General features: G+C 67.1%; 13 protein-coding genes. 4 read left to right on the top strand and 9 right to left on the bottom strand.

The features are described 5' to 3' along the window. Positions 1–27: 27 nt before the first annotated feature. From QTI66_RS03585 to QTI66_RS03570, 4 genes are all read right to left on the bottom strand, one after another. Positions 28–819 (bottom strand): class I SAM-dependent methyltransferase, encoded by a 792-nt coding sequence (locus QTI66_RS03585; protein WP_286557543.1) that lies wholly within the window; start codon positions 817–819, stop codon positions 28–30. A gap of 80 nt (positions 820–899) precedes the next feature. Further along, positions 900–1976: a glycosyltransferase family 4 protein gene (locus QTI66_RS03580; protein WP_286557542.1), complete on the bottom strand. Its 1077-nt coding sequence runs from the start codon at positions 1974–1976 to the stop codon at positions 900–902. Further along, a complete protein-coding gene (locus QTI66_RS03575; RefSeq protein WP_286557541.1) occupies positions 1973–2371 on the bottom strand; it encodes a 6-pyruvoyl trahydropterin synthase family protein in 399 nt (132 codons plus the stop codon). Before QTI66_RS03575 ends, QTI66_RS03580 begins: the two co-directional genes overlap by 4 nt. Positions 2372–2394: 23 nt before the next feature. Further along, entirely contained in the window at positions 2395–3393 is a 999-nt protein-coding gene (locus tag QTI66_RS03570) for a zinc-dependent alcohol dehydrogenase (protein WP_286557540.1), read from the bottom strand. A 46-nt stretch (positions 3394–3439) separates the two neighbouring features. On the opposite strand from QTI66_RS03570, the gene QTI66_RS03565 reads away from it, so the two are divergent. From QTI66_RS03565 to QTI66_RS03555, 3 genes are read left to right on the top strand one after another with little or no spacing between them, the layout of a single operon-like run. Then, positions 3440–4231 (top strand): CDP-alcohol phosphatidyltransferase family protein, encoded by a 792-nt coding sequence (locus tag QTI66_RS03565; RefSeq protein WP_286557539.1) that lies wholly within the window; start codon positions 3440–3442, stop codon positions 4229–4231. Then, a complete protein-coding gene (locus QTI66_RS03560; RefSeq protein ID WP_286557538.1) occupies positions 4228–4827 on the top strand; it encodes a YceI family protein in 600 nt (199 codons plus the stop codon). The genes QTI66_RS03565 and QTI66_RS03560 overlap by 4 nt, the downstream gene beginning before the upstream one ends. Then, the gene (locus QTI66_RS03555; RefSeq protein WP_286557537.1) at positions 4824–6476 is read left to right on the top strand and encodes an alkaline phosphatase family protein; all 1653 of its coding nucleotides are present in this window, start codon (positions 4824–4826) and stop codon (positions 6474–6476) included. Before QTI66_RS03560 ends, QTI66_RS03555 begins: the two co-directional genes overlap by 4 nt. Before the next feature lie 9 nt (positions 6477–6485). Here QTI66_RS03555 and QTI66_RS03550 read toward each other — a convergent pair whose 3' ends face one another. The 5 genes from QTI66_RS03550 to QTI66_RS03530 all read right to left on the bottom strand — a co-directional run bounded on the left by QTI66_RS03550 (position 6486) and on the right by QTI66_RS03530 (position 13379). Beyond that, a complete protein-coding gene (locus QTI66_RS03550; protein ID WP_286557536.1) occupies positions 6486–7595 on the bottom strand; it encodes a zinc-binding dehydrogenase in 1110 nt (369 codons plus the stop codon). Between the two features lie 36 nt (positions 7596–7631). After that, positions 7632–9062, bottom strand: coding sequence for an aldehyde dehydrogenase family protein (locus QTI66_RS03545; protein ID WP_286557535.1), 1431 nt, complete (start codon positions 9060–9062; stop codon positions 7632–7634). Between the two features lie 245 nt (positions 9063–9307). After that, positions 9308–11188, bottom strand: coding sequence for an alkyl/aryl-sulfatase (locus QTI66_RS03540; protein ID WP_286557534.1), 1881 nt, complete (start codon positions 11186–11188; stop codon positions 9308–9310). Position 11189: 1 nt separating this feature from the next. Continuing rightward, positions 11190–12161 (bottom strand): Bug family tripartite tricarboxylate transporter substrate binding protein, encoded by a 972-nt coding sequence (locus QTI66_RS03535; RefSeq protein ID WP_286557532.1) that lies wholly within the window; start codon positions 12159–12161, stop codon positions 11190–11192. Between the two features lie 51 nt (positions 12162–12212). Then, positions 12213–13379: an ABC transporter substrate-binding protein gene (locus tag QTI66_RS03530; protein ID WP_286557531.1), complete on the bottom strand. Its 1167-nt coding sequence runs from the start codon at positions 13377–13379 to the stop codon at positions 12213–12215. Positions 13380–13622: 243 nt separating this feature from the next. Here QTI66_RS03530 and QTI66_RS03525 point away from each other — a divergent pair, with 243 nt between their 5' ends. Next, positions 13623–14891, top strand: coding sequence for a porin (locus QTI66_RS03525; RefSeq protein WP_286557530.1), 1269 nt, complete (start codon positions 13623–13625; stop codon positions 14889–14891). Positions 14892–15068: the final 177 nt, after the last annotated feature.

Raw genomic sequence — 15068 nt, 5'->3', positions numbered from 1 at the left:
TCGCGGAGTTGGCGCTTGAGCGTCGACTCAGGGATGCATTGCCAAAAGATCCGTGTGGCCTACGCGCAGGGACGTTACTGCAGCAATCGCCAAGCGCCGCAATTTCCATGCGTCGATGCGCTCACGCGCGGCCGGGTCTTGTTCCATAGCGGCGCCTGCCAAGCCTTCGATCATGGCGATCTGCATGGCGCTGGAGCCCGGCCCGACGAGCCAGTCGCTGCGTGCCTGCGAGACCTGGTAGCCCAGCGCCTGGAGGCGTGACGCGGCACGGCCCGGTGCCCCGATGCCAAGGGCGGGACCGAATCCCTTGTCGCGACGTTGATGCATTTCGAAGAGCTTGAGCACCGCGCCGTCGTCCGCGTCGCGCGGTTCCCACTCCACGCGTCCATCCACGCTCAGGGCCAGAAGCAGAGCTGCGTTCGCCGCCCGTGCATGGTTGAGGAGGGCATCGAGCCAGTATTGCGACACAAGGTCGATCAGCGCCGAAGCAGTGATCAATTGCGCGTCGCGAAAGGGCGCTGCATCGAGCGACGCCGCAAGGTCCAGACGTTGTGAAATCACCTCGGCGTCCCAGTCCGCACCTTCGATGCGCAGGCCATTGGCCGTCGTACTCACAACGAGAGCCGCATCGCGTGCCCATTCGGCAAAGCGCTGCGACAGCGCGGCCAGCAGGACCGGGTCGTGATCCACCAGTACCCAGCGCTGTGAGCCACCCAGCCGCGGCGCGAGTTCTCGCAGATTGGCGCCCGTGCCGCACGCGAGATCGAGCACGCGAAGGGTGGGGTCAGTGCTGCGCAGTCGTGCGGCCAGGCCGCGCAAGTCCAACTCCGCGGCAGACGCCGAACGAGCAGCGTGGTCAAAGGGCTCTCGCAACGAAAGCCAGTCGGCGCTGAACCCCGTCATGCCGGAAACGGCCGTTGCCGCACATCCAGCAGCGCCGACGCAAAGGCTTCGCTGCTGCGCGACCAAGTAGGCAAGCGCTGCCGTGCGGCCTGCGCGCCCGCGCGCAACTGGTCGCGCCAATCCGTGTCGTCCATCAGCCGCCCAAGCGCAGCGCGCAGCGCGACCACATCACCGGGCGGAACCAACTCGCCGGCGTCAGCGGGCACCGTGTCCGCAATCGCGCCGGCTCGGGTGCTGATCACAGGCAAACCACGCGCCAACGCCTCAGCCAGCGCCATGCCATAACCCTCATGAAAGGAGGCCAGCACGAACGCGTCGCTCACGTCATAAAGCGCGGCAAGGCCTGTCGCGTCCTGCTCTCCGTGCAGCACAACGCGCCCTTGCAATCCGTGCGCGTCGATGGCCTCCGCCAGCGCCCGCGTGCAGCCAGCGTCCATGCTGAGACTTCCAGCGCAATGCAAGGTCCACCGCCGGTCCTTCAACCCGGCAAGCGCTTCGATCAACAGGGCGTGGCCCTTGCGCGGCGTGATCGTGGCCACACACAGCAGCGACAACGCGTCGCCGCCGCCCGAACCCGCCGCCAGAGGAGCCGGCTCCGTCCCCGGCTCAACCACCGCGATGCGTTCAAGCGGAACCTCGAACGCCGCCAATCCACGCGCAGTGAAGGGGCTGGTCACGATCACCCCACGCGCCGCCACCAGCGCCTTGCGCTCGCTGTGGAAGAGGGCGCTTTGCTGCAGCGCATCCAGGCCAGTCTCCAGCGACAGCGGGTGATGCACCAGCGCCACCCAACGAAGCCGCTGCGCATGCGCGCGGGCCAACTCATCCATCACGCCAAACGCCAGCCCGTCGACCACCGCAAGCGTGCCCTCCGGCAGCGCCTCCACGATGCGGCGCGTCTGCTCGCGCGCCATCGCATCAGGCGCCGGATAGCCGTCGCCCAAGGCAAGCACGTGCACCTGCCACTGCTGCGCGCGCAGCCCGTCGATGATGTGCCGGTCATAGGTGTAGCCGCCGGTGCGCGTATTCAGGTCACCCGGCACCAGGAAGCTGCAACGCAAGTCTGCCGTCAAAGCGCACCTTCATAGGCCGCCCAAGCCACGTGCGATTCGTTCAGGCACACCCGCATGGCGATGAGTCCGCTCGCATGCTCGCCCAGATCGCCAGCTGCGATGCGCAAGGCCATGCGATCGAAGATCACGCGGGCCATGAACTCGGTGGTGGTGTTTTGTCCCCTGAAGGCCGGGTCGTCATCCAGGTTGCGCAGGTTGAGTTCGCCCAGCACGCTGCGCAGCACCTCGGTGGCGAGCGCGATATCGACCACCACGCCGTCGGCGTCGAGTTCGGGGCGGCGCAGTTCCAGGTCGACCACATAGGTGGCGCCGTGCAGGCGCTGGGCCGGGCCGAAGACTTCACCGCGGAAGCTGTGGGCAATCATGAAATGGTCGCGGACGTTGACGCTGTACATGGTGAATGGCTCCGGTTGACGTGTCAGGGGTAGTCGATGCGCTGGCACAGCGTGTCGGGCGCGCCTGCGGACAGGCGGGCCAGCACGGCCGGCAATTCATCGAAGGGCGCGCTGTCGGTGATGAGGGCATCCAGCGCCGGCTCGCGCAGCAGCGTCAACGCCAGCGCCATGCGCCGCGCGTGGCTCCACCGTGCGCGCTGCGCCGTGGCGACATGCCCCACCTGCGAGCTCTTGAGCACGAGTCGGCGCGAATGAAAGGCCTGGCCCAGCGGCAGCGTGACGGCCTGCTGCCCGTACCAGCTCATTTCCAGCACCGTGGCCTCGAAGGCCGCGAGCCGCAGCGCGGTGGTCAAGCCTTCAGCATTTCCGCTGGCGTGGATGACGAGGTCGGCATCGGGCTGGGCATCAGCCGGACTGGCGAACGCAAGGCCCAGCTTTTCAGCGACGGCGCGTCGTGGCGAATGGGTGTCGATCACTTCGACTTCACACCCCGGCATGCGGCTCGCCATCCACGCGACCAGCAAGCCCACGACGCCCGCGCCGACCACCGCGACCCGATCGCCGACGCGCGGCGTAGCGTCCCACAAGGCGTTGACGGCAGTCTCCATGTTGGCCGCGAGCACGGCGCGCGCAGGCGGCACGCCTTCGGGAATCAATTGCACGGCCTGTGCTGCAACGCGGTAGCGCGACTGGTGCGGATACAGGCAAAACACGTTCCGTCCGCGCAGCTCTGGCGGCCCATCTTCCACCGTGCCGACGCTCGCATACCCGTATTTGACCGGCCCGGGAAAATCGCCCGCCTGAAACGGCGCCCGCATTCGTTCGAATTCGCTGGGGGGCACCTGGCCGCGAAACACAAGCATTTCCGTGCCCCGGCTGATGCCGCTGTGCAGCGCGCGCACCTGCACGTCGCCGGGCGTTGCCGCGGCGAGCGCTTCATCGCGGATCTCGGCGCGGCCCGGCGCGACGATCCAGCAAGCCCTTGACTGGTCAGAAGCGGTGCTGGAAGGATATGCTGGCATGCGGTTCCCAAGTTTCATCAAACCACTGGCAAGGGATCTTAAGGCGATGCTTGCTCGACCTGCTGCCCCGGCGACCGATGGCCACCCCTGCGGCGCGACGCATCTGCCGGCATTGCGGCGCGACGCCAGGCGCGATGCGTCGCTCTGCCTGCTGCTGCTGGTGGCGCTGGCCTGCTGCGCCAGCGCGCTGGGTCCGCCCACCGCGTGGTTCGTCGCCAAGGCGGTCATCGTGTTCGCAGCGGCCTGTGGCTTCATGCTGCGGGAACTGCACCGGCATGCGCCGCACGCCCGCTTTGGCGCGGCCAACCGCGTGACGCTGGGGCGGCTCGGCCTGATCGCGCTGCTGGCGGCCGAGGTCGGCGAACCACTGGTCGATCCCGTCACGACGGCGTGGGCTGCCATCGTCGTGGCCACCACGGCCGCGCTGCTCGACGCGCTCGATGGCCCGCTGGCACGCGCCAGCGGACTGGCGAGCGAGTTCGGCGCCCGCTTCGACATGGAAAGCGACGCACTGCTCGTGCTGGTGCTGTGCCTGCTGGTGCTGCATTTCGACAAGGCGGGCGCGTGGGTGGTCGCGGCGGGACTCATGCGCTATGCCTTCGTGGGCGCCGCATGGCGGTGGCGCTGGATGGCGCGTCCGCTGCCGCCGAGCCAGCGACGCAAGGCCGTGTGCGTGGCCCAGATCACTTGCCTGATCGTGTGCCTGGGCCCGATCATCGATACGGCGTGGAGCGAGGCACTTGCGGCCGTGAGCCTTTCCGTGCTGACCGCCTCGTTCGCCATCGACGTCGCCTGGCTGCGACGCCATCGCCACCTTCCTGGAGAGCCCGAAAAATGAAAACATCCCTGGCCCGCGTGTCACGCGTCGTGTTGGTGTCCGCTTCGATGTTGCTGGCGGCCGCGTCGGCCCAAGCGCAGGTGGCGCGCTACGAGCTTGACCCGGATCACATCACGATCGGCTTCCTGGTCGAGCACCTGGGCTACGCGAAGGTGCTGGGCATGTTCCGCGCGGCGCGAGGCAGCTTCTCCTTCGACGAGGGCACCGGTGCGCTCAGCAACGTGCGCATCGAGGTCGACACGCAAAGCGTCTTCAGCAATCAGGCCAAGCGCGACCAGCACCTCAAGAGCGCGGACTTTCTCAACACGGCCGAGTTTCCCCGCATGGTGTTCACCGCAGCCGGCGCCAAGCGCACGGCCGAGCGCAACTTCGAGATCGCCGGGCAGTTGGAGCTGCTGGGCCGCTCGCAGCCGCTGACGCTGACCGCCACCTGGAACAAGAGCGGCAAGTCGCCCCTGGACAACAGCTACGTGATGGGCGTCTCGGCGCGCGGCAGCTTCAAGCGCAGCAGCTATGGCATGAAATACGGCGTCGACAACGGTTGGGTCGGCGACGAAGTGCCGCTCATCATCGAGTTCGAGGCCAAGCGTCAATGAAGGCCGCCGGATGGGCGCTCCGGATGGGGCTTGCCCTGGCGGTGCTGAACGCGCTGCTCACCATCGAGAACCTCTGGCCCACGCTGTGGCCGCAGCCGGGCTGGCGCCTGTCCTTCGAGCTGGCCATGGCGGTGACGGCGCTGGCGGCCTGGGTGGCGTGGCGCGGCCAGCCCGACCTACGTGCGCTGCGGTGGCTGGCGGCGGTCACGGCCCTCTGGATCGTTGCGCGCTACCTCGACGTGACGGTCGCGGCGGTGTTCGGCCGTCCGGTCAACGTGTACTGGGACGGCCGCCACGTGCTGGAAGTGCTGCGCATGGGGGAACTGCCGGCCTGGCAACTGGGCCTGGCTGCAGTGGCTGCGCTGGCGTTGCCGGCATTGCTCTATGCCTTGGCTTTGCGCTGCTGGCGTGTGGTGGCGCGTGGGCTCGCATGGCCCGCGGCGCGTCCGGCCATCGGGGTGGTGGGGCTGTTGATGTTCGCCAGCTTCGTTGCGCACGGCATCGGTGGGCGGGACACGCGCTGGTTCATGTCGATACCCGTGGCGCCCGCCATCGCGCGCCAGGTCGAGATCGTCGCGGGCCGCGTGCTGCCGGGCGTGGCGGCCTCGCATCTGTCTCCCAGCCCTGACTTTGACGGCCACTCGCTCGCGGGCGTGCGCGGCGTCGACGTGCTGCTGATCTTTGCCGAGTCCTATGGCGTGACCTCGCTGGACGATCCGCAACAGGCGGCAGCGCTCGCGCCGCAGCGCGCGCAACTGTTGCGTGCCTTGGCGCAAGGTGGGCGGCAGGTGGTGTCGGCGCGGGTGCGCTCGCCCACTTTCGGCGGCGCGTCGTGGCTCGCGCATGCCGCGTTGCTGAGTGGTGTAGACACGCAAGACCCGGACGCCTACGAGTTGCTGTTGTCCAGCGACCGGGCCACGCTGGTGCGCTCATTCCACGCGCGGGGATGGCGCACGGTGAACTGGATGCCCGGCCTGCAGCGGCCTTGGCCCGAAGGCCGCTTCTACGGCTTCGACCGTTACGCCGATGCATCGGGCATCGGCTATCCGGGACTGGAATTCGGCTACTGGCGCATTCCGGATCAGGCTTCGATGGCCCTGCTGCACGCACAGGAACTGGCAGCGCCTTTGGGCCAGCGCGCGCCGCGATTCATCGTGTTTCCGACGCTCACGAGCCATGCGCCCTTCAGGCCGATCGCGCCCTTCGTGTCCGACTGGGAGCGCCTCACGCGCGCCGACGCCTACTCGCCGGCCGAACGGGCGCAGGCGCTGGATTCACCGGCCTCCTGGACTCAGCCCGTGCCCGCCTACGTCGAGGCCCTGGGCTACACCTTCCAGTGGCTGGGCAGCTACCTGTCGGGGCTGGCGCCGCCCGGGCTCGTCACCATCGTGATCGGCGACCATCAGCCGATGGCGAGCGTGAGCGGCGCCAACGCCTCGTGGGATGTGCCGGTGCACATCATCAGCGCCGACGCGGGCTTGCTTCGGCGCTTCGAGGCGATGGGCTTCGTGCCGGGGCTGGAGCCGCGAACGCCCTCGACGATGGGCATGCACGCGCTGACGCCCTTGCTGCTGGAGGCCTTCGACGGCGCGGAGGAGTCAGCCAGTCATGCGGCCCGACCGGCGCCCGCGCGTCCCCGGCCGGGATGAACCCTTGTTTCAGTCAAACACGATGACGCCACGCGCATTGCGTCCCTTCGCCAAGTCATCGAAGGCCTGCGGCGCTTCCTCGATGCGATAGCGTTTCGTGATGAGTTCGTCCAGCTTGAGCTTGCCGGCCTGGTACAGCGCCACGAGCCGCGGAAAGTCGATGCGCGGGCGGGTCGAGCCGTAGAAGCTGCCCTTGAGCGTCTTTTCTTCAAACGCAAAGCTGGCAGTGCGCAAGGTGGTCGTGTCGCTCGGCGACGCGAGGCCCACGGCCACGGCCGTTCCGCCGTTGCGAAGGCACGCATAGGCCTGCGCGACGATCTCGCCGTAGCCCACGCATTCGAAGGCATAGTCAGCGCCGCCGCCCGTCAGCTTGCGCAATTCCTTCAGCAGGTTTTCCGACTTCGATGCATCGACGACGTGCGTCGCGCCGAAGGTCTTCGCCATCTCGAGCTTGCTGGCCAGCATGTCGACCGCCACGATCATCGTGGCGCCCGCGTTCTGGCAGCCCTGGATGGTGCTCAGGCCCACGCCGCCGGCGCCGAAGACCACGCAGATCGAACCCGGCTCGACCTTGGCCGTGTTGCAGGCCGCGCCCCAACCCGTCATCACGCCGCAGCCGATGAGGGCGCAGCGGTCGAGCGGGGCGTCGTCCACGATCTTGACCACGCTGTTTTCGTGCAGCGTGGCGTACTCGGCCATCACGCCGCAAGCGGCCATGACGTTGAGCGCTTCACCCTTGGCATCCGTGGTGCGGCGATGGCCGCCGAAGAGGGTGCCCGGCGCGGTCCTGCCGCCTTCGCACAGGTTGGCGCGGCCGGCGACGCAGTAGCGGCACTTGCCGCAGGTGTGGACGAAGCTGCTGATGACGTGGTCGCCAACCTTCAGGCCGGTCACGCCCGGACCGACCTGGTGAATGACGCCCGCGCCCTCGTGGCCGAGGACGATGGGCGCCGGCAGGGGCAGGGTGCCGTTGGTCACCGACAGGTCGCTGTGGCAGACGCCGCAGGCGGCCATCTTGATCATCACCTCGCCGGGGCCGGGTGGGTCGACCAGGATGTCCTCGACGTGAACGGTGAGGTTCTCGCCGCGGAACACCACGGCCTTGGATCGCATTTGCATGTTGTGAGTCTCGATGTGTGAATCAGATGAATCGGGTCAGGCCACCAGGGTCTGGATGGCGGTGAATTCAAGCAAGCCCTCCGGGCCGTTCTCGATGCCCAGGCCGGACTGCTTGCGTCCTGAGAATGGCGTCAACGGATCCAGCAGTTGTACGCTGTTAATCCACACCGTGCCGACCTCCAGCTGTGCGCCGATGGATTTCGCTTGATCCAGGTCGGAAGACCACACGGAGGCGCCCAGGCCAAAGTCGGTGGCATTGGCGCGCGCGATGACTTCGTCCGTGTCGCTGAAGCGCAGCAGCGGCACGATGGGGCCGAAGGGCTCTTCCACGACGACGCGTGCGTCGTCCGGCGGGTTGTCCACCACCGCGGGGCGAATGAAGTAGCCCGGGCCCTCGGGCAAGGTGCCGCCCGTCAGGAAACGATGGCCGGCGGCACGCGTGGCGGCGATCAGGTCTTTCACGCGCTCGAACTGCAGCTTGTTCTGAACCGGGCCGAGCACCGTGCGCTCGTCGAGGCCGTTGCCGACGGGGGCGGCTTCGGCCGCCGCTGCGAACACCCTGGCGAACTCGTCATAGATCGCGTCGTGCACATAGATGCGCTTGGCCGCGACGCAGACCTGTCCCGAGTTGAGAAAGGCGCCCATGAACAGGCGCTTGGCCACCTTGGCCACGTCGACGTCGGGCATGACGATGGCTGCGTCGTTGCCGCCCAACTCCAGCGTCAGGTGCTTGAGCGTCGGCGCAGCGGAAGCCATCACGCGGCGGCCGGTGGCGGTCGATCCGGTGAACGCCACCTTGGCAATGCCCGGATGCGCGGTGAGCTGTGGACCGAGTTCGTCGGTGCCCGAGAGCACGTTGAGCACGCCGGCCGGGAAGATGCCCACGGCCAGTTCACCCAGGCGCAAGGTGGCCAGCGGCGTGAAAGGCGAGGGCTTGACGATCACGGTGTTGCCCGCGAGCAGGGCCGGCGCCAGCTTCCACACGGCCATGGTGAGCGGGAAGTTCCAGGGCGTAATCGCGGCGACGACGCCCAGCGGCACGCGCCGCGTGCTCCAGGTGATGCCGGCCTTGTCAGTGCGCTCGGTGGTCGGCAACTCCATCTTCGCGACGGTGCGGCACCAGTGGATGCAGCCGAGGATCTCCTGGCGTGCCAGCGCGAGCGGCCGGCCCTGTTCGGCCGTGAGCAGCATCGCCAGCGAATCCGCGTTGTCCTTCAGGCATTGCGCGAGGGCTTCGAGCTTTTCGCGGCGCTGTTCGACGGGTGTTGCCTTCCAGGCCGGGAATGCGGCTTGCGCGGCGTTCACGGTGGCGTCGAGCAGATCGGCGGAGCAGGCGGGCGCCTGGGCGACAACGGCCTCGGTCGCGGGGTCGATCACGTCGAAGGTCGTTGGCGCGTCGATCAGTTGGCCGTTGGAAAGAAGACGAAAGGGCGGCAAGCCGCGCAGGGCAGGGTGAGGTGTGGTCATGAGGGCTTGATCAAAGTGCAGGGCATGATCCGGCGCCGCTTGCGGTCCGCCTCCACCCGATACGGGTGGCGCCGGGAATTCGCAACGCCGTGTCTCATGCGCGACTGGTGAAGTGGCTCGGGTGAAGTGGCTGACTGGCGACCAGGAGGCTGTGCAAGCTATCGCAATCCGGTCACTTCGGCGCAGGAGCAGCCGCGGCAGGCGCGGCCGGCTGGGGTCAATGGCAGCGATTCAGTCCCGGCGCATCAAGGCTCGACGACGTTGAACATGACCGGAAAGTCTTCCAGCATGCCCAGCAGTCGATGCACGGCCGATGCGTCGCCTTCGACACTGATGACGCCTTCGCCGTGCAGACGCTCAAAGGCGGCGGGCAGGCCGGCAGGGTCCATCTGCAAGGCGGCCAGCGCCGCGCGGCCGAGCGTCACGCGTGCAGTCGGCGGAGTGCGTGCGGCGCCGGGCAGGTAGCTCAGCGTGGCGTTTTCCAGTCGCATGGACCACCGCTCGGACAGGTCGGGGTTGTGCCACTCGATGGACATCTGCAGGCCCTCGGCCTGCTGCGCATCCAGTCGCACGGCGAAGTAGTCCAGCAGCATTTCCAGCGGCAGGGCCGAGACCATGTCGCGGCTGATGTTGCGGCGGCGGATGTTGGGCACGCCCTTGCGCAACTCTTGTGCGCCGAGCAGGTAGGCATTGCGCCAGGTGGCCGACTCGGTCGCAAAGCCGAGTTGCTCCAGCGCGTCGGCGCAGAGTTCGCGGGCTTGCGTGTTCTTCGGGTCCGCGAACACGAGGTGGTTGGTGATCTCCGCCACCCAGCGGTAGTCGCCTTTCGCGAAGTCGCGGCGGGCCTTGTCGAGCACGGCATCGGCACCGCCCATGTATTCGACAAAACGAGGCGCCGACTGCTCGGGCGGCAGCGCGTTCAGGTGCGCGGGGTTGCCGTCGTACCAGCCGAGGTAGTACTGCACGATCGACTTCACGTTGTGCGAGATGGTCCCGTAGAAGCCGTGGTTGGCCCAAGGCTGCGCCAGCGATTCGGGCAGCTTCAGCGCCTCGGCCACCTCGATGCCGGTGAGGCCGCGGTTCATCAGTCGCACGGTCTGGTCGTGCAGGTGCTTGTAGAGGTCGCGCTGCTGGCGCAGGTAGGTGCGGATGGTCTCGTTGCCCCAGGTCGGCCAGTTGTGCTGCGCGAACACGACGTCGGCGGTCGGCGCATAGCGGTCGAGCGCTTCGTCGAGATAACGCGACCACAGGCGCGCGTCGCGCACTTGGGCGCCGCGCAGGGGGCAGAGGTTATGCAGCGACTGCACGCCGATCTCGGCCGTGTTGAGCGCGCGCAGGTCAGGGAAGTGCATGAACATCTCTGACGGCGCCTCGCTCTCCAGCGCCAGGTGGAAGATGATCTTCACGCCGTCGATGACGTGCGTCTCGGTGTCCTGCTCGATGCTCATCGTGGGCGGCATCAGCGTCTGCGTGCCGATGGGGATGGCCTTGCCCATGCCGCAGTCGACATGGCCGCAGGAGTTCTTCGGCAGCGTCGCGCCGAACTGGAACATCGCTCGGCGACCCATCGCATTGCCAGCGATGATGTTCTCCGACACCGCATGCCACATGAAGCCCTTGGGCGCGACGATGGGCACGCGGCGCGCGATGGCGTCCTGCTCGTCGATCGCACCGCGTGCGCCGCCGAAATGGTCGGCATGGCTGTGGGTGTAGATCATCCCCGTCACGGGGCGATTGCCGCGGTGCTCGCGGTAGAGCTTGAGTGCTGCGGCAGCGGTCTCGGTCACCGTGAGCGGGTCGATGACGATCACGCCCGTGTCGCCTTCGATGAAGCTGATGTTCGCCACGTCGAAGCCGCGCACCTGGTACACGCGCTCGGTGACCTTGAAGAGGCCGTGGATGGCATTCAGCTGCGCATGTCGCCAGAGATCCGGGTGCACCGTCGGCGCCGGTTGTGCGTCGTCCAGGAAGGCGTAGTCGGCCATGCTCCACACGAGGTGGCCCTTGGCACTGCGGATCTCCGCATCGGGAATGGTGGCGATGAAGCCGCGGCGGGCGGCCTCGAACTGGCTGTCGGCCGTTGCGGGTTCGGCGGCCGCGAGCATCTGCTTGTCGATGGCGTTCATGTCATTCAGCCTTTGCGCCGGAGATCCTGATGAGGCGTTCGACCACCGGCGCCGCGGCGTCGAAGTCCTTGCGGAACTCGGCGCTGCTGGTGCCCATGGCTTCCATGCCGAAGGCCTGGAAGCGCGCCTTCATGGCCGGCGTCTGCACGGCGGCGCGCGCCTCGGCTTCGAGGCGTTCGAGGATCGGGGCCGGCGTGTTGGCGGGCGCCATCATCGCGACCCAGCCCATGGGCTTGAACTCGGGGTCGGGAAAGCCGGATTCCGCCATGGTCGGCACATTGGGCAGGTCAGCAGGGCGCTTGTCGCCGAGAACGGCCAGCGCGCGCACGCGTCCCTTGGCGATGTGCGGCGCGAGCGAACCGACCGAGGCGATGCCCCAGGCGAGTTGCCCGCCAACGAGGTCCTGGATCATCGGCGCTTCGCCCTTGTACGCGGCGTGCACCATATCCAGCTTGCGCGATTCGCTGAGGTAGGCGCTCATCAGGTGGCCTGCGGTGCCGATGCCGAAGGAGCCATAGCTCACATGGCCCTTGTTCTTTTCGGACCATGCAATGAACTCGTTCATGTTCTTTGCGGGCACCGTGTCCGCGTTCACCGCCAGCACGAGTTGGCCGGTGCACAGCTGCGTGATGAAGGCCAGGTCGCGGCGCACGTTGTACGGCACGTTGGTGAACAGGTAGGGGGCGGTGAGCAGCGGCGCCGAGAGCGTCACCGCCACGGTGTAGCCGTCGGCATTGGCGCGCGCCACGCCCTGCACGCCCAGCATGCCCGCAGCGCCCGGCTTGTTGTCGATGACGATGGGCTGGCCCATGCGCTTGCTCATCTCGTCGGCAAGGGTGCGGGCAAGGATGTCCACGCCGCCGCCTGCGACGGAGGGCACGACGAAGGTGATCGGCTTGGCAGGGTAGGCCTGTGCGGCCGCCAGCGCGCTCAGGGTGAGTGCGGCGATGCCGATGCAGGTGCGCTTGTTCATTGGGTTCTCTGTCTCAGTCGTTATGAATTTCAGGGGCGCAGCGGGCTGCGATCAGCGGCCTGCGCGCTCGTAGCCCGACACCACCTTCCAGCGGCCGTCCTGCAGTTGCGACAGCCGCGTGGCGTCGCTGCCCAGGCGCTTGGTGGCCGAGAAGCTCAGTGCATCGGTGCCGAACATGTCAGGCGGCACGCTGAGCGTGTCCATGGCCTTGACGAAGCTTTCGGTCGTGAGTTGCGGCCCCGCCTTTTCTGCTGCCCGCACGAAGAGGTCCATCACGGTGTAGCCATAGGCGGAGACCACGGTCGGGTCTTCGTTGAAGCGCGTCTTGTACTTGTTGGCCCAGAAGCGCAGCGCGGGCGAGGCTTCGTCGGTGTAGGGGTGCTGCGTGGTCATGGCCGCATAGAGGCCGTCCATGCTCTTGCCGCCCAGCTTGGGGACCAGGTCGGTGTAGGCGGCCGTGGTGGCGATGAAGGTCGGGTTGAAGCCGCTCTTGCGCGCCTCGGCGATGGTGCCGACGGTCTCGCGGATGATGGTGCCCAGCACCACGAAATCGCAATTGGCCGCCTTCAGCCGCGCGACCTGCGAACTGAAGTCGGTGGCGCCGCGCTTGTACGAGGTCTTCTCGGTGAGCTGCATGCCGATGGTCTTCAGACCGGCCTCGGCGCCGCGCAGCATTTCGAGCCCGGCTTCATCGTCCTGGTAGAGCACGCAAGCCTGCTTCGCACCCTTTTCCTTCACGAGCCTGGGCACCGTCACAAGCAACTGGTCGTAGTAGGGCACGCTCAGCGCGTACTTGAGCTTGCTCGGCGGCTCGTACATTTCCCGCGCGCCGGTGAGCGGCAGGAAGTTGACGATGTTGCGTTCCATCTGCAGCGGCAGAACGGCGATGTTGCTCGCGGTGCCGATGTGCGCTGCCATCAGGAAGATGCGGTCTTGCGTGATCAACTTCTGGCCCGCCAGCACCGCCTTGCGCGGGTCGTAGGCGGAGTCCTCGATCAGCAGGCGGATTTTGCGGCCGTGGATGCCGCCCTGTTCATTGACTTCGTCGACGCGCAGCTGCATGCCGGCACGCGCCTGCTTGCCGAATCCCGCGGCCGGACCCGACAGGTCCTGGATCGAGCCGATGACGATTTCAGTCTTGCTGACGCCCTGCGTCTGGGCCAGTGCGCCCAATGGAAAGGCCAATGCCAGGCAAAGGGTGGCGAGGGTGCGGTTCATGAAGTCTCCTTGTTGGCAGGACGATACGGAGCGCCGCCCCGGCTTCAGTCCACCCATCTCGGGGGGATGGGTTTCACCGAATGCGGCGGCATGCATGCGTTGTGCGGGTAAGCCCTTCCACCCTTCGTGGGTGGGTGGGGAAAAGGGCTCGCCACGTACCTTTGACGCGCCAGACGCATTTGGTTACGCGCGATCCGGCGACGGTCTCCACGGCCGTCCCTCTTTCACCCCAACAGCAACTCCATGAAAAAAAATCTCGTTTGCCTGGCTGCCATGACTGCAGCCGGCATTGCCTCGGCGCAATCGTCCGTGACCTTCTTCGGTGTCGTCGATGCCGGCGTCAGCTATTACGAAACCACCAGCAAATTCCAGGGCGCCAGCGCCACGCCGCAGCCGGTCCTCAAGCAGAGCCAGTGGAGCCAGACGAACAGCGGGAACGCCTCGACGCGCTTCGGCTTTCGCGGCCAGGAAGACCTGGGCGGTGGCCTGGGCGCGGCCTTCTGGCTGGAATCGACGCTGTGGAACGACACCGGCGTGGCCGGCAAGGCGAATGGCCTGCTCTTCGATCGCCGCTCGACGGTCAGCCTGCTCAGCCCCTGGGGCGAATTGCGCCTGGGTCGCGACTACAACCCGACTTTCTGGAACGACGCCATCTTCGATCCCTTCGGCGTGGTGGGCGCGGGCACCAGCCTGATCGCGCAGACGCTGGGCAGCACCTTGCCCACGCTGAGCCTGAACCGCGGCAACTACGCGCGCAAGTCCAACTCCGTGGGCTACTTCCTGCCCAGCGGCCTGGGCGGCTTCTACGGGCAGGCGATGTATGCCTTCGACGAAAACATCAACTCGGTGGAACTGGAGAACAATCCGGCGCGCGCCAATCTCTCGCGCACCGGCGGCTATGCCGGCGCGCGCGTGGGCTATGCCAGCGGCCCGCTCGACGTCGCGGTGGCCTATGGTTACAGCGTCATTGCCGACAACTATTTCTACGGCTCCACCACGCGGGTGAACACGGCCAACGTCGGCGCCTCGTATGACTTCGGCGTGGTCAAGCTGTTCGGCGAGTATTCGCAGGTCGACGTCAAGACGGACTTCGTGGACATCGCGACCTTTCCGCTGACGCCCGCCCTCACGCCGCCGATGAACGTGGACACGCACAACTTCCTGGTCGGCCTGTCGGTGCCGGTGGGCCCGGGCCTCATCAAGGCGTCTTATGCGCAGGTCAAGGGCGAGTTCTACAACTTCACGCGCAACGGTCCGGTGCCACTGAGCACGCCTGATCCGAAAGTCGACAAGTTCGCCATCGGCTATGTGCACAACCTCTCCAGGCGCACGGCGTTGTATGCCACCTTTGCCGTGACCCGCAACGAGAACGGCGCGGCCGTGAGCCCGGTGAACGTGGCCTCGACCGACGCGCCGGTGCCGGGCTACACCAACGTCGTCAACTCCAGCGCGCCGGGCTATCGCGCCGACCGCGCCTACGGCTACGACTTCGGCATTCGCCACGCGTTCTGATTTGGAAGCAAGGGCATCGAGGCAGGGACTGGCGCCCTGTGTCGATGCCCTGTGGGCGCATCCATCTGGCGTGTGCGGCACGCAACGGTTGATGGGCGCCAGCGACAGCAGTCTGAGACTTATTTCACGGATGCGCCTGCACGAAGGTCACGGTCCGTTGCCTGACGCTGCGCGCCC

Source organism: Variovorax brevis (assembly GCF_030317105.1).
GTDB lineage: Bacteria > Pseudomonadota > Gammaproteobacteria > Burkholderiales > Burkholderiaceae_C > Variovorax > Variovorax brevis.
Note: the sequence above shows the minus strand (reverse complement) of the source record. Positions and strands in the feature narration are given on the sequence as shown.

Coding starts and splice junctions, on each gene's coding strand:
- QTI66_RS03560 (WP_286557538.1), top strand. CDS start 4,228: ATGAAAACATCCCTGGCCCGCGTGTCACGCGTCGTGTTGGTGTCCGCT.
- QTI66_RS03565 (WP_286557539.1), top strand. CDS start 3,440: ATGCTTGCTCGACCTGCTGCCCCGGCGACCGATGGCCACCCCTGCGGC.
- QTI66_RS03575 (WP_286557541.1), bottom strand. CDS start 2,371: ATGTACAGCGTCAACGTCCGCGACCATTTCATGATTGCCCACAGCTTC.
- QTI66_RS03540 (WP_286557534.1), bottom strand. CDS start 11,188: ATGAACGCCATCGACAAGCAGATGCTCGCGGCCGCCGAACCCGCAACG.
- QTI66_RS03545 (WP_286557535.1), bottom strand. CDS start 9,062: ATGACCACACCTCACCCTGCCCTGCGCGGCTTGCCGCCCTTTCGTCTT.
- QTI66_RS03530 (WP_286557531.1), bottom strand. CDS start 13,379: ATGAACCGCACCCTCGCCACCCTTTGCCTGGCATTGGCCTTTCCATTG.
- QTI66_RS03570 (WP_286557540.1), bottom strand. CDS start 3,393: ATGCCAGCATATCCTTCCAGCACCGCTTCTGACCAGTCAAGGGCTTGC.
- QTI66_RS03555 (WP_286557537.1), top strand. CDS start 4,824: ATGAAGGCCGCCGGATGGGCGCTCCGGATGGGGCTTGCCCTGGCGGTG.
- QTI66_RS03525 (WP_286557530.1), top strand. CDS start 13,623: ATGAAAAAAAATCTCGTTTGCCTGGCTGCCATGACTGCAGCCGGCATT.
- QTI66_RS03535 (WP_286557532.1), bottom strand. CDS start 12,161: ATGAACAAGCGCACCTGCATCGGCATCGCCGCACTCACCCTGAGCGCG.
- QTI66_RS03550 (WP_286557536.1), bottom strand. CDS start 7,595: ATGCAAATGCGATCCAAGGCCGTGGTGTTCCGCGGCGAGAACCTCACC.